Consider the following 14,540-nt stretch of genomic DNA (forward strand, 5'->3'; position numbering starts at 1 on the left):
AGAAATTGATAAATTCAGGCTATGCAGTTTTTAGTGCATAGCCTTTTTTATTTCAACCAGTCAGAATAATTATAAAGTTCTGTAGATAATCAAATTTAATTTTAAAGTAATACATATTTTAATTTTATCTTTGTAAAGCAGAGTAAACTAAAAATTAAACTAAATAAAATTTATGAAAGTATTGATTATTGGAAACGGAGGTAGAGAACATGCCATCGGTTGGAAAATAAGACAAGATAACCCGGAAGTTGAACTTTATTTTAATAACGGAAATGGAGGAACTGCTCAGATTGGTACAAATTTGTCTTTGAAAACAGTTGAAGATTTAGCTGATTTTGCTGAAAAGGAACAAATTGATTTAACTTTTGTAGGGCCTGAAGATTGGTTGATGAAAGGTGTTGTAGATACATTTCAGGAGAGGAAACTTTCTGTTTTCGGACCTAATAAAAAAGCGGCATTACTAGAAGGTAGTAAAGAGTTTGCAAAAAACTTTATGCTTAAATACGGTGTTAAAACCGCTAAATATAAAACGTTTAATAATTATACGGAAGCCAATGAATATGCCAAAAATCAAACCTATCCGTTAGTTGTTAAAGCAGATGGTTTAGCAGCCGGAAAAGGAGTGGTTATATGTTATGATAAGTTTGAAGCAGAAAAAGCTTTAGATGAAATGCTTAACAATAAAATTTTTGGAGAAGCAGGAAATCATGTAGTCATTGAAGAATTTTTAGAAGGATTTGAAACTTCAATTTTGTCTGTTTTCAATGGTAAAGATATTTATCCATTCATATCAGCAAAAGATCATAAAAAGATAGGTGAAGGTGAGACAGGTCTAAACACGGGAGGTATGGGAGTTGTAACGCCAAATCCATATTTTACAGAAGAACTTGAAGAGGCTTTCCGTAAAGATATTTTAGAACCTACGCTTAAAGGATTGTTGGCTGAAAATCTTACTTTCGCCGGTATTATATTTTTCGGATTAATGATAACCAATACGGGAGTTTATTTATTGGAATATAACATGCGAATGGGAGATCCTGAAACGCAAGCTACTCTTCCATTGATGCAAAACAATTTTTTAGATGTTTTACATAATGCCCTTACAGGAAATGAAATCACTTTAAACTGGAAAAAGCAGCATACGGTATGCGTAGTTTTAGCATCAGGAGGATATCCGTTGAATTACGAGACCGATTTCCCTATTAAAGGCCTTGATCAGGTAACTTGTCCCTATTTTGTAGCTGGAGCTTATTTAAAAGATGAGCAGCTATATACTTCGGGAGGAAGGGTGCTTAATATTGTCGGTATAGGTGATACCCAGGAAAAAGCCCGGGAACAGGCATATGATAATATTACTAAAATCCACTTTGATTATAATTATTGTAGAAAAGATATTGGAGAATTATAAATATAAAAAAACCGAGCTTACTGCTCGGTTTTTTTATTAAATATATTATTCTGGGGAGTTATATATAATTTCATCGAAAAATTCAACCTCACCTGTTTTTACATTATAAAAACCACCGGTAATACCTATTTTACCCTGATCAACCAGTTCTTTTAGTATTGAGCTTTTCTCTAATATTTCATCAATACTGTGAATAACGTTTTCATGCGCAACTTTGTTAACATAGTCTTCATGTTCTTTATCATCATCTGGATTATCAATTCCTACTTTTTCCATAGCCGGATGAATTTTATGTAACAAGCCGGTTAAGTGTCCCAATTCATAATGTTTACAGGCTCCGTTGATAGCACCGCAATGAGAATGCCCCAAAACCAGAATAAGCTTGGAACCTACAACCTTACATGCATATTCCAATGAGCCCAGAACGTCTGTATTAACAACATTTCCTGCATTTCTGATACTGAAAATATCTCCAATTCCCTGGTCAAATATGTGTTCAGTAGAAGTACGGCTATCCATACAGCTTACTATAACTGCAAACGGGTGCTGTTCCTCATTGGTTTCTTCTACCTGCTGCATTAAATTACGGTTAACTTTAAGATTGTTGACAAAACGGTAGTTGCCGTCTTTTAAATATTGTAATGCTTGATGAGGATCTATAGAGATTAAATTTTCTTTTGTATGTGCTTTCATATATTTATTGTTTTATAAAGGTAGTTTAAATTTATATTATTTGATTGTATCTAAATTGTCTATATTTTTATTTTCTAGTTTTACTGAACGGGTGTTGGCAACACTTAAGTTTACACCATCACCATTGTTAGGAATTTCGTAAACATCTTTAAAGTTAATAAGTTTTAAATTAATGTTTTTACGAGGTGCAGTTTCTGCCTTAAATTCACGTATCAATTCTAAAACGTCAAAATCTATATAAACTGTTTTTTCAGCATCAATAATTATGTTGGAATTATTTTTAATCCGGGATAAAGTTTTAATTATGGTTGATTTTTTTAAAAACGATATTTCCTCTGATAAGATAAGGTGAATATATTTTTGGTTATCAACATGAGTTATATACATAGTATAACACGATTTCATGTTTCCTCTTAAAATAAAATAGACAGCTACCAGCATTCCTATTCCAACACCTTTAAGCAAATCTGTAAGTAAAATAGCCAATACAGTGATTACAAAAGGAATCCACTGGTGTTTACTTAAGCTGAAAACGTGTTTGAATAAGGCAGGATTACATAATTTGTAACCGGTAACAACTAAAATCGCAGCCAGTGAAGCCAAAGGAATCATATTTAAAAATTTAGCTATAAATAATACTCCTAATAAAAGAATAATTCCATGTACAATAGTGGTCGTTTTCGTTCGTCCACCGGCAACCAAACCTGCTTTTGATCTGACAATTACTGAAGTGATTGGAAGCCCCCCTATTAATCCGCTTAATGAATTACCGATTCCCTGAGCAAAAAGCTCTCTGTTAGTAGGAGTCACCCGTCTTAATGGATCAATTTTATCTGTAGCTTCTATAGTTAATAAAGTTTCAATGGATGCAACCATACCTATTGTCAATGCCAGTACCCAGATTTTAGGATTTGCTATTAAACCAAAATTAGGAAATAAAAATAATTGGGTAAAAGAATTAAAACTTTCTACAACCGGAAGCTGAACCAGTTCGCTTCCTTCAAAAGAAGTATTGGTTTTCTGGAATATGAAATAACTTACAAGACCTACAATTACAGCTATTAAAGCTCCGGGAATTGTTTTTAAAATTTTAGGTTTATATTTATCCCAAAGTACCATACAGATTAAGGCCACAATTCCTGTACCTAAAGCTATTTCGTTAACATGTTCAGAGACATCTGAAAGAATCCTCTGGTAAAACTGGAATCCTGTTTCTTCATCGGATAAAGCTTCAGGAAAACCCAGAAGAGTCGGAATGTTTTTCAATATGATGGTTATTCCGATTGCCGCAAGCATTCCTTCTATTACACTGGAAGGAAAATAATAGGCAATACCTCCTGCTTTTAATAAAGAAAGCCCAATCTGGAATAACCCGGCCAAAAATACGGCTAACAATACTCCGTTAATACCAATATCAGTAATCCCTGTAGCTACAATGGTTATTAATCCGGCAGCAGGGCCGCTGACACTTAATTGAGAACGGCTGATACAACCAATTACAATTCCTCCCAGTATACCTGAAATCATACCGGCAAATGGTGGCATTCCTGAAGAAAGAGCTATACCTAAACAAAGAGGAATGGCTACCAGTGATACAACTACTCCTGCTATTATATCATTTTTTAAATTAGGTTTAGAAGACATTTTTTATGTATTTCATTAATAATTATTTTTCTTAAAAACAGATCACAAGGCGATGCATCCTATTAATTATTAATAAGATAAAAAAGTGTACATAATAGATAGTTTTAAGAAAAATAATTAAAATTGGGAGGAGGGGATGGTATTTCCCGGTAAATTTGATATTTACTTAATTGAAGAAAAAGATTATGAGATTCAGACAAATTAAAGCTAAGACGCTCTGAACGTATCTGGCTATGGTAAGAAATTTTCTTCTGATCGTCATGCTCCTCTTCATTTAAAGGATTATTAGATGAGTTTTTCTTACTTACCGGCGAATCTTTTTTTGAAGCTTGTTTATCACTTTTTTTTTCGCAATATGATAACATATCTGTTTTAACAAACATAATTGCATTTATACTATTGCCAATATTAAAGGTAAGTACAAAAGCCAGTATTAAAGTAACGATATGTTTACTACTAAATTTCAGTTTTAAATATTTTAGAAAACAGGAAAATATATTACGGCAAAAATTAGACCATATCTTAAGCGTAACTATTTTTTAAGTTGTTTTCGTATTAACAGGTATACAAATATATATATTAATAGTTATTTGAGAAACCAAATGCTATAAAAAATATTTATTGTAACTGAAATTTAGTATCTGAAAAAAGAATTTATGTATTTTTTTTATTTAGGAGAATTATAAACGATTTCATCAAAAAATTCAACTTTTCCTGTTTTTACATCATAAAAACCGCCGGTAATTCCTATTTTGCCCTGATCTACAAGATCTTTAAGTATAGGGCTTCTACGTAAAATTTCATCAATACTATGAATTACATTTTCATGTCCTACTTTATTAACGTAGTCATCATGGTGATTATCATTGTCCAAAATGTTTTTATCTACTTTATTCATTGCCGGATGAATTTTATGTAACAAACCGGTTAGGTGCCCCAATTCATAATGTTTACATGCTCCTTTTATAGCTCCGCAATGCGAATGCCCTAAGACTAAAATCAGTTTGGAACCAACAACTTTACAAGCATATTCCAACGAACCTAATACATCATTATTTATCACATTTCCGGCATTTCTGATACTGAAAATATCTCCGATTCCCTGGTCGAAAATATGTTCAACGGAAGTTCTGCTATCCATGCAGCTTACGGTTACAGCAAAAGGGTTTTGACCAGCTTGTGTTTCTTCTACCTGCTGAATCAGATTTCTGTTTACTTTATAATTATTTACGAAACGAAAATTACCGTCTTTTAAATATTGCAAAGCCTGATGAGGAGTTATGTCATCTAAATTTACACGACTGATAAAACTCTTTGGTAAATTATTAGTAGTAAATTGAGAATTATCAGACAGTATTTGTATTTCTGAATGAGTGTTATTTAAGTAATTAATTTTATAATCTACTGAGGCTGTTGTGACAGAATCTATTGGATGGATATTCTTTTTTAAAAGGCTTGTTAAATTTATAGTTCTATTTTTAGCATAAGATACAGCACTTGCAGATATCATGATTCCAGTAAGGGTAACTAAAAGAATTGAACTTAGTTTTTTTAAATTTAATTTGTGTTTTTTCATAAGCTTGTTTTTTAAATGAACCTAGTAGTTTAATTAAATAATTAGATAAATTATTATTAATTAACTATGTAATTGGTTATAAAGATATGAAAAAAAAAGAATAATACTAAATTTTTTACAAAAAAATAAATATTAAATTTTATTTTTTATTCAAGTGATTGCTGAGAAAGTTTAGAAAATTTTATTTCGTATAATTTTTCCGGTTTTAGTTCTTTCAAATTGATTAACGTAAATAATTTCTTTAGGCTTTTCATATTTAGAATCGAAAGTAAACTGAGATACCATTTCTTTAAGTTCCGGAATAATATCACCCTCAACAATTAAAATTACTTTTTTACCTAATACTGCATCTTCACGGGACGAGATTATAAATTCTCGATTGATTATTGATTTCAATTGTTTTTCAACCTTTTCAGGAAATATTTTTATTCCTCCTGAATTTATAATATTATCAATTCTTCCTTGCCATTCGAATTCCCGATCAGAAATAATTGAAACTAAATCATTGGTGATAATTTCTTCGGAGAGAAAAGAGGGTTGAATACATAAACAGCCTCGTCTGTCCACGCGGATTTTTGTGTTAGGGAGAAGTTGGAAAGAGGTGCAGGGGGAGTTACCCGAAACCTTTTTCAATGCAATATGAGAAATAGTTTCAGTCATTCCAAAAGATTCATAAACATCTGTATTTAAGAACTTAAGTTTAGATAATAACGAAGAAGGAATTTGAGCTCCTCCCACGATCAATTTATCTATATTTTCAATTTTTTCTAAAGATTTCTCTACCTGCATAGGAGTCATGGCCGAAAAAGTAAACTTTTTATCAGTATTTTTCAAGGGATATGAACTCGGCTCAATACAATATAATTTTAAATTCCAGACTATAGAACGAACCAGCATCATTTTACCGGCAATATATAAGGAAGGCATGCAAAGAAGTGCAGTATCCCCTGAAGATAAATTCAAATATTTCCCGGTAAGTGATGCACTCTCTGTCATAGCCGATTTCGTCAATACTATATCTTTAGGTATTCCTGTAGAACCGGATGTTTGAGTTACCATTGTCTCTGAGTTATTGTACCAGTCTTTTAAAAAAGAAATGATGTTTTTTTGCCATTCTTTTTCCTGAGGCAATTCAAGGATATTTATTGGTTTTGAAAAATCTAATAAAAACATGTCACAATGCAATTTTGAATTTTTTATTTCAGTTATTTAAATATGTAAATATTTATTCTAAATTTATTTTATTAATTTACAATTTAATTATTTAAAGTTAAAAGTTTTTTGTTAAAAAAATATAAATAAGAACTTTATTGTTTTTGTGATAATTTTTTTAGAATTAATAAGGGAGCGTTGATTCAAAAAAGTAAATATCAGGGATTATAAAATAATTTCTCTCCTCTAACTTCAAGATTTGAAGTAAAATTATTGGTAAATAATCCACCTGTGCCCAGCCCTTGAGGCATATTGGTATTTAAAACAGCAGTCCACTGCGCAATAGCGTTCAGACCAATGTTAGATTCTAATGCAGAGGTTATCCACCATCCGGAATTGTTCTCCTTTGCAATGTTAATCCATTCTTGAGAACCTTGCCATCCGCCTATGAGAGACGGTTTTAATATAATATATTGAGGCTGGATTTGTTGAATAAGCTGTATTTTCTCATTGCTATAGAATTTGCCAATAAGCTCTTCATCAAGAGCTATAGGCACAGGAGTATTTTTACATAAATCAGCCATCTTTTCAATTTGTCCGGCACGTATCGGTTGTTCTATAGAGTGAATATTTAATTTAGCTAACTGTTCCAAAACTATTTTAGCTTCTTCGTGAGTAAATCCTCCGTTTGCATCAACTCGTAATTCTAATTGACTGGATGAGAATTCATTTCGAAGACTCTTAAGTATTTCATGTTCTCCGTTCCAGTCAACCCCGATTTTAAGCTTGATACAGTGAAAATTAGTATTTAATTTTTCACGGATTTGTTTTTTCATAAATTCCAGACTACCCATCCATATTAATCCGTTAATAGGAATACCATGAGTACCTTTAGTAAAATCAGAAGTGAAGTATAAGTTTGCTTTTTTATTCTCCAGCTGGCAAAAAACCTGTTCAATACCAAATTGTATAGATGGGAATTCAAGACATGATTCAATCAAGAAATCTTTACCAAGCTCTATGTTTTCACATACCCAGCGAAGTTTGTTTTCATATTCGTATTCATTGTCTGCACTTAAGCCTTTGAAAAAGCCACACTCACCTATATACTCAAAGTCAGGACTTTTAATTTTTAAAAAATAAGTAAGTTTGGTTTTTAAAGTACCTCTGGATGTGCCAGCAGGATTTTTAAATACTAATTCATAACAGTTGAAACTTGCTTTCATCATACAAAAATAAACACTCTGGAATAAAAGTACACAGGTATTAACACTAAATTAAGATATCTTTGTCTAAATTTGATAAAAGCAAAGGTTGATAGATTTGCTTAGTTTTGTATTTAGGATTAAATATTAAATATAATTTTCAATACTATTATTTTCCTAATTATAACTCAAGAATAAATAAAATAAAGATTGGAAACGATTCACAAAGCATTAGATTCACTGAATAAAAACAAAAAATATTTGCTTGCTGTAAGTGGGGGAGCAGATAGTATGGTTTTGTTAGATTTATTTGTCAGTTCTGATTTGAATTATAGCGTGGTTCATTGTAATTTCCAGCTTAGAGGTGAAGATTCCCTTGAAGATGAAAATCTTGTGAGAAATTATTGCGATCAAAAAGGAATAGAATTATTTGTTCGTCGCTTTGATACTTTGTCCGAAAAGAAAAACAGGGAATCAGTCGAGATGACAGCTAGAAAACTTCGATACGATTACTTTTTTGAATTATGTAAGAATCAATCCTTTGATTATATAGTAACAGCTCATCATTTAAATGATCAGGCAGAAACATTTTTCATAAATTTATTAAGAGGCTCTGGTTTGAAAGGGTTAAGCGGTATGAATTATTTGGCGGGGAGAGTTCTCAGACCCTTACTAAACTGTACGCAGAAAGAAATAATATCGTATGCCTTGAATAAAAAAATTTTGTGGAGAGAGGATCATACAAATCAAGAATTAGATTATTTACGAAATAAAATCAGACACATTATTATTCCTGAATTACAAAATATGAATCAGGCATTTTTGCCGCAAATTAAAAAAAGTATGCAGATTATTGATTCTTCCCATCAATTTATTATAAAAAAATCCAGGGAATTGGCAGAAGAAGCTTTAATTAATAATAATCATGGAATCAAACTATTTGACAGGGAACAATTTAAAAAGTCAGACTTTATTTTAGTTTATCTTATTTTTTCAGAATTTGGATTTACAGATGAAAATGATGTGAATAATATTTTAAAAGCTTCTACAGGAAGTACTTTTCAATCAAAGACTCATAAAATATGGATTGACAGGAAACATTTAATCATAGAGCCTATTATTATTGATCAGCCTAAAGTTTTCGAAGTTATTGATAAAATTCCATTACAAGATTCATTTCCTTTACCTTTAAAGTTGTCATTAGAAGTATCACCAGATAATGGTATGTATAATGAAATGATAGATTGGGAGAAAGTTAAATTACCTATATATATCCGTAATTGGCAAGAAGGTGATTACTTTTACCCTATAAATGGAAATGGAAAAAAAAAAATAAGCAAATATCTTAAAGATCTGAAAATTTCAGTTTTTAATAAAACTAAAGTATTGGTTTTATGTAATGCTGATGGTAAAATTATATGGCTTATTAATTACAGGCTCGATAATAGGTTTAAAGTTACTACGACAACAACAAAATATTTGGGCATGAGCTTTGTTTCAAATGAAGGTGTCTAAAATTGAGTTGGAAAAACGTATTTAATTAATTTAATTTTTAAACATGAAAATATTCCGATATATTCTGTTACTGACTACTTTCTTTTTTATTGCATTTAGTTATGCCCAGACAAAAATATATAAAGGTGATTCTTCTTCAGATAAAGATTTACTTTTTACAATTATGAATGGAAAAATCTTTGCCGGAAGTTTAAAAGGTATAATTATATGCAATATAAAAGAGGATAAAATATATTATAAAAATTATGGCACCGACAGAGATATTTTATTTACTATCAGGAATGATTACAGAGTGTACAAAAAGAAATCCATTTATAGAAAAGACTTGGTTATACTAATAGAAAGAAACAGAATATACGATACGGATAACAGCCTTTTGGCATCTAAAGAGGGGAATAAAATATATGACGGAAATTCAAGATTAGCAAGCCATATATTATTTACTGTTGAAGGTAGTTTAAATTCGAATGAGCTGGCAGCAGTTATTCTTATCAGTTTATCAGCTGTTAAAAAGTAGACTTTTATTTTTTTAAACAGAGACTTTAATTGACAACAATAAATAATTCAAAAACAAATAGTAAATTTGTTTTATTATAACTAAAAAATAAATAAATGCTTGCTAGAATAAGGGCAAAAATACGCAAACTACTCAATTTTCTTACCTATGATATCTGGCGGATTACAGAGAATGATAGTACTGTAAGGAAAATAGGTCTGTTTAATGTAATTAAAGCATTTTTGTTAACATTTAGAAATATAAACGGCTCACAGCTCAATACAAGAGCAGGAGCGCTTACATATAGCTCTTTATTATCCATTATTCCCTTATTAGCTGTACTATTCGCTATTGCTAGAGGATTTGGATTTCAGAATATTGTTAAAAGTCAGCTATTTCAATATTTTGCAGGTCAGGAAGAAGTATTGGCTAAAGCTATGCAATTTATTGATAAATCAATTGAATATGCTCAGGGTGGAATATTTTTAGGTATTGGTGTAGTTGTTCTTCTTTATACCGTTATTATGCTTCTATCCAGCATTGAAGATAATTTTAATACCATATGGAGAATAAAAAAAGGACGTACTATTTTTAGACAATTCACTGATTATCTGGCATTAATTATAATATTTCCTGTTTTCCTTATATGTAATGCAGGTTTATCTATTTTATTATCATCAACTATAGATATAAACATTATAGGCTCAGTAGTTAGTACAATTATTAAAATTGCACCTTACGTAATTACCATTATTTTATTTACATTGCTTTACCTGTACATGCCTAATACGAAAGTCAGGTTTAGTGCAGCTTTGCTTGCCGGTACTTTCAGCGGAACCTGTTTTCAGGTATTTCAGATGCTATATATTTCCGGTCAGATTTGGATATCAAAATATAATGCCATTTATGGTAGTTTTGCAGCACTACCTTTACTATTATTGTGGCTTCAGCTTAGTTGGTTTATCTGTCTATTTGGTGTTCAGTTATCCTTTGCATATCAAAATGTTAACAAGTTTAGTTTTGAAAAAGAAATAACAAATATAAGTCGTCGTTATAAAGATTTTGTGCTATTACTTATTGCTACTCTTATTGTTAAACGTTTTGAAAAAGGCGAAAAACCTTATACAGCTGATGAATTGTCGGAAAAGTATAAAATTCCGACACAATTAACCAGTGATTCCTTGTTTTATTTATTACAAGTTGGTATTATTATAGAAACTCCGACAGATGATTCACTAGTTTTAGCTTACATCCCTTCCATAGACATCAATAAAATTACGATTGGTTATTTTTTTACAAAGATAGATAGGTATGGCTCGGAAAATTTTAAGCTGGACATTCACGGAGAATTGAGGAGTTTGTGGGATAAAACTGTGGAAGTCAAAAAAATGATTAAGGAAAAAGAAGGTAATATATTATTAAAAGATATTTAATGTAATTTTAATTTAATAATTAATAAGCTTTAAAGGGGGAGTTTTTTTACCGTATATGGAATTTCAAAAAAATCTATGTCCATCATCCAGCTTACCAATTCCTTTTCAGACTTCATATTTAATTTTTTCCTGATTCGGAATTTTCTGCCTTCTACTGCACGAACAGATAAAGAGGCATACTGGGCAATTTCCTTAGTCGAAAAATTTAATTTAATATACGCACAAAGTTCAAGTTCAGATAATGTCAGATTAGGAGCACTGTCTAAAAGTATATGGCAAAATGAAGGATAAACCTTTGTAAATATTGAAAAAAATGAAGGATCCTTAGTAACTGCCAGCTGCGTTAACTCTTGATCTCTAAATGTATTATTTTTTTCATCACTTCGTAGAAAGGCTATTTGTTGTTTTTGTTTTTGAAGAATAAATTCATTTTCAATAGAAATGCTGTATAATTTATAAATAGCAATATTTTTTTTAATTATAAATATTAGATCAATAATTGCTATCATAAAACTTATAGAAAGCGAAACAAGAAAAGTATTTCGTTTTACTTCAAGTGTTAGTGAATGATTGGTAAATAGCGAATAATTAGTTACAATATTAATAGGTATATATATCATTATTACAATAATAATTCCGAATATCAATATCTTGTCTTTTTCAAAATCAAATATAAAGGGGATAGCCAGTAATAGTGAAAAATAATAAAAAGTAATTCCAGATTCCGTACCTGAATATGATTCGTAAAAAAAAATAATGGTTGCCAAAATGATAAATACTATACCTACTAAAAACTTTATACGACGCAGTTGGGGATAAAAAAAAGTTAATAAAAGAAACAATGAAAGAGTTAATAATATATCGCCTGAATGTATATCTTTTATGTAAAAAAAATTATGTAAAGAATGAAAGAAAAATACAAAGAACACTATAATAGTAAACTGATTGAGTAATTTAACGGACCATTTACTCAAAGGATCTGTTTCTAAATCAACACCAATATTGGAAACGAATTTCCATAAATCTTTTATCATTTAAGATATTTTATTAATATTTTACAAATATAATACTTAATAAAATAACAGTATTTTAATTGATTAGCTGTCTTTTTACAATCAAAAATTAATTTTGAGATATCTGATAATTTTTATATACGGATTTAAAGATTATGTTTAAATTTTTATTTGTATATGTATAATTTATGATTATGAAGTTATAAGAATATTTCTAAAAAGCTGAGTTGGTAATAACTAAAAAATAGTAATTTTGAATCGAATATTTGTAATGAACAGAACCTGATATGAAGAAACTATTTTGGCTATTGGTGCTTATTACAGCATTTGCACACTCGCAAATAAAAACTCCTGTAAAATGGAAGGCAGAAATAATACCTGTAAAGGATAATCTATACGAAGCTATATTTACAGCAACTCTTGAACCGGGCTGGCATGTTTATTCAAAAGAAACCAAGGTTGAAAATGCTATTCCGACTGCACTAACCTACCCAAAAAGTAATAATATAAAGCTGATAGGTTCAACTAAAGAAGTAGGAAAAAAAATTGAAGAATATTCAGAGGTTTTTGAGGGTACCTTAGTATACTATTCTAATAAAGTAGAATATCATCAGAAATTCGAGGTTCTCGGAGATAAGCCGGTTCATTTTGAAGCAGATGTAGAATTTCAGATATGTAATGATAAAGTTTGTTTAGCACCCGATGGAGAGTCCTTCTCATTAGAAGTTTCTCCTCAGAAAAGAAATACCGAAGAGCAAAAAGAAGAAAATAATGAGAACCCTGCTTTGGAATTATCTGAGAAAAAGTTAACAAAAGATTCCTTACTTACCTCAAATAACGGTTCAAAGTTAGAAAAAGAAAATACTATTATATCTAAAAATCAAATACTAATACCCAGTTTAGATAGAAAAAATCCAATAAATAAAGAATGTGGAGAAAAAATAATTCAGGATGAAAGCAATGGATGGATATTTATTTTTGGATTTATCGGAGGACTTATTGCTCTATTGACTCCTTGTGTATATCCAATGATTCCACTTACCATTTCTTATTTTACCAAACAAGCGAAAAGTAAAAATCAGGGAAGAAAAGATGCTTTGCTTTATGCTTTCTTTATTCTTTTAATCTTCTTGCTTTTCACACTTCCGTTTCACTTAATAAGTGGTATAAATCCGGACATTTTTAACCAGATATCTACCAATGTATGGCTAAATTTGATATTCTTTATCATATTTATAATCTTTGCCTTTAGTTTTTTTGGGTACTACGATATTACACTCCCTAGCTGGATGGCTAATAAATCTGATAAAGCATCAGAGTCTGGAGGATTTATCGGTTTGTTTTTCATGGCTTTAACGCTAGTTATAGTTTCCTTTTCCTGTACAGGACCGGTATTAGGAAGTATTTTGGCAAATGCTATACAAAATCCGACTCAGTTAACGTTGGCTTTTGGAGGTTGTGGATTGGCATGGGCAATGGTTTTTGGAGGATTTGCTTTATTTCCTCAGTTTTTGCATAACATGCCAAAATCCGGAGGATGGATGAACACTATCAAAGTTGTCTTAGGATTTATGGAGCTGGCATTGGCATTAAAATTTCTTTCTAAAGCGGATTTAGTAGCTAAAACGTTTCTTCTTAAAAGAGAAATTTTTATAGCCCTTTGGATCATTATAGCAATTGCAATTGTATTATATTTGTTAGGAGTGATACGTTTTCCTCACGACAGTAAAAAAATAAAAATAGGAACAGGGCGTAAAATTTTTGCTCTTATTTTTGCTGTTGTAGCCCTATACATGATACCCGGTGTTTTTCCTTCAGAAAAGCCTAATTTAAAATTATTAAGCGGTATTACACCTCCTTTGAACGTTAGTATTTATAAAAACAAACAAGATAAAGGAGTCTTAGGTTTACGAATTATTCATGATTATTACGAAGCAATTGAAATTGCCAAAAAAGAAAATAAGCCCGTATTAATAGACTTTACAGGTTATGGCTGTGAAAATTGTCGTAAAATGGAAGAATTCGTTTGGAGCGAGCCGGATGTATGGCAACTATTGAATGATAAAGTAGTTATCGCTTCCTTATATGTTGATGATTCCGAATATTTACCTGAAAATGAACAACAAACAATACAGCTTAAAGAGGGTAGGAAAAGAAAAATACGAACCATAGGGAATAAATGGTCTACATTTCAGCGAGAAAATTTCAGCTCTAATTCTCAGCCTTTTTATGTGTTGGTAACACCGGATAGCAAAATACTGAATGAGCCGGTAGCAGGTTATATGGATAAAGAAGACTTTAAACAATTCCTCAATTGTGGTATAAATACTTATAAAGAGTTAAAAAAGCCATAAACCGACAAGAATCATATAGCTTAAATTTTTTGGTCAGTTTAGATTTTGTAA

Annotated in this window: 12 protein-coding genes; 5 read left to right on the top strand and 7 right to left on the bottom strand. The window is 30.5% G+C overall.

From position 1 onward, the window contains the following. Positions 1-172 precede the first annotated feature (172 nt). The gene (gene purD / locus EOV51_RS07515) at positions 173-1,408 is read left to right on the top strand and encodes a phosphoribosylamine--glycine ligase (protein WP_128151457.1); all 1,236 of its coding nucleotides are present in this window, start codon (positions 173-175) and stop codon (positions 1,406-1,408) included. A 45-nt stretch (positions 1,409-1,453) separates the two neighbouring features. Here purD and EOV51_RS07520 read toward each other — a convergent pair whose 3' ends face one another. From EOV51_RS07520 to EOV51_RS07545, 6 genes are all read right to left on the bottom strand, one after another. Beyond that, positions 1,454-2,101 (bottom strand): carbonic anhydrase family protein, encoded by a 648-nt coding sequence (locus tag EOV51_RS07520; protein WP_128151459.1) that lies wholly within the window; start codon positions 2,099-2,101, stop codon positions 1,454-1,456. Positions 2,102-2,137: 36 nt separating this feature from the next. Continuing rightward, positions 2,138-3,745, bottom strand: a complete 1,608-nt coding sequence (locus EOV51_RS07525) for a SulP family inorganic anion transporter (protein ID WP_128151461.1) — start codon at positions 3,743-3,745, stop codon at positions 2,138-2,140. Between the two features lie 104 nt (positions 3,746-3,849). After that, positions 3,850-4,128 (bottom strand): hypothetical protein, encoded by a 279-nt coding sequence (locus EOV51_RS07530; protein ID WP_128151463.1) that lies wholly within the window; start codon positions 4,126-4,128, stop codon positions 3,850-3,852. Between the two features lie 284 nt (positions 4,129-4,412). Further along, positions 4,413-5,321, bottom strand: coding sequence for a carbonic anhydrase (locus EOV51_RS07535; protein ID WP_317126956.1), 909 nt, complete (start codon positions 5,319-5,321; stop codon positions 4,413-4,415). 171 nt (positions 5,322-5,492) lie between these two features. Next, positions 5,493-6,494: an AMP-binding protein gene (locus EOV51_RS07540; RefSeq protein ID WP_128151465.1), complete on the bottom strand. Its 1,002-nt coding sequence runs from the start codon at positions 6,492-6,494 to the stop codon at positions 5,493-5,495. A 197-nt stretch (positions 6,495-6,691) separates the two neighbouring features. Continuing rightward, entirely contained in the window at positions 6,692-7,699 is a 1,008-nt protein-coding gene (locus tag EOV51_RS07545) for an o-succinylbenzoate synthase (protein WP_128153318.1), read from the bottom strand. A 189-nt stretch (positions 7,700-7,888) separates the two neighbouring features. Here EOV51_RS07545 and tilS point away from each other — a divergent pair, with 189 nt between their 5' ends. The 3 genes from tilS to EOV51_RS07560 all read left to right on the top strand — a co-directional run bounded on the left by tilS (position 7,889) and on the right by EOV51_RS07560 (position 11,122). Beyond that, positions 7,889-9,193 (top strand): tRNA lysidine(34) synthetase TilS, encoded by a 1,305-nt coding sequence (gene tilS / locus EOV51_RS07550; protein WP_128151467.1) that lies wholly within the window; start codon positions 7,889-7,891, stop codon positions 9,191-9,193. A gap of 43 nt (positions 9,194-9,236) precedes the next feature. Continuing rightward, positions 9,237-9,710: a hypothetical protein gene (locus EOV51_RS07555; protein ID WP_128151469.1), complete on the top strand. Its 474-nt coding sequence runs from the start codon at positions 9,237-9,239 to the stop codon at positions 9,708-9,710. Between the two features lie 95 nt (positions 9,711-9,805). Next, a complete protein-coding gene (locus tag EOV51_RS07560; RefSeq protein WP_128151471.1) occupies positions 9,806-11,122 on the top strand; it encodes a YihY/virulence factor BrkB family protein in 1,317 nt (438 codons plus the stop codon). A 29-nt stretch (positions 11,123-11,151) separates the two neighbouring features. On the opposite strand, the gene EOV51_RS07565 is transcribed toward EOV51_RS07560, so the two are convergent. Next, positions 11,152-12,156 carry a helix-turn-helix transcriptional regulator gene (locus EOV51_RS07565; protein WP_128151473.1) on the bottom strand — a complete coding sequence of 335 codons (1,005 nt, stop codon included), beginning with the start codon at positions 12,154-12,156 and terminating at the stop codon, positions 11,152-11,154. A gap of 266 nt (positions 12,157-12,422) precedes the next feature. On the opposite strand from EOV51_RS07565, the gene EOV51_RS07570 reads away from it, so the two are divergent. Further along, positions 12,423-14,489, top strand: a complete 2,067-nt coding sequence (locus tag EOV51_RS07570; RefSeq protein ID WP_128151475.1) for a protein-disulfide reductase DsbD family protein — start codon at positions 12,423-12,425, stop codon at positions 14,487-14,489. Positions 14,490-14,540: the final 51 nt, after the last annotated feature.

The sequence above is a fragment of the Apibacter raozihei genome (genome assembly GCF_004014855.1).
GTDB lineage: Bacteria > Bacteroidota > Bacteroidia > Flavobacteriales > Weeksellaceae > Apibacter > Apibacter raozihei.

Coding starts and splice junctions, on each gene's coding strand:
- purD (WP_128151457.1), top strand. CDS start 173: ATGAAAGTATTGATTATTGGAAACGGAGGTAGAGAACATGCCATCGGT.
- EOV51_RS07520 (WP_128151459.1), bottom strand. CDS start 2,101: ATGAAAGCACATACAAAAGAAAATTTAATCTCTATAGATCCTCATCAA.
- EOV51_RS07525 (WP_128151461.1), bottom strand. CDS start 3,745: ATGTCTTCTAAACCTAATTTAAAAAATGATATAATAGCAGGAGTAGTT.
- EOV51_RS07530 (WP_128151463.1), bottom strand. CDS start 4,128: ATGTTTGTTAAAACAGATATGTTATCATATTGCGAAAAAAAAAGTGAT.
- EOV51_RS07535 (WP_317126956.1), bottom strand. CDS start 5,321: ATGAAAAAACACAAATTAAATTTAAAAAAACTAAGTTCAATTCTTTTA.
- EOV51_RS07540 (WP_128151465.1), bottom strand. CDS start 6,494: ATGTTTTTATTAGATTTTTCAAAACCAATAAATATCCTTGAATTGCCT.
- EOV51_RS07545 (WP_128153318.1), bottom strand. CDS start 7,699: ATGAAAGCAAGTTTCAACTGTTATGAATTAGTATTTAAAAATCCTGCT.
- EOV51_RS07555 (WP_128151469.1), top strand. CDS start 9,237: ATGAAAATATTCCGATATATTCTGTTACTGACTACTTTCTTTTTTATT.
- EOV51_RS07560 (WP_128151471.1), top strand. CDS start 9,806: ATGCTTGCTAGAATAAGGGCAAAAATACGCAAACTACTCAATTTTCTT.
- EOV51_RS07565 (WP_128151473.1), bottom strand. CDS start 12,156: ATGATAAAAGATTTATGGAAATTCGTTTCCAATATTGGTGTTGATTTA.
- EOV51_RS07570 (WP_128151475.1), top strand. CDS start 12,423: ATGAAGAAACTATTTTGGCTATTGGTGCTTATTACAGCATTTGCACAC.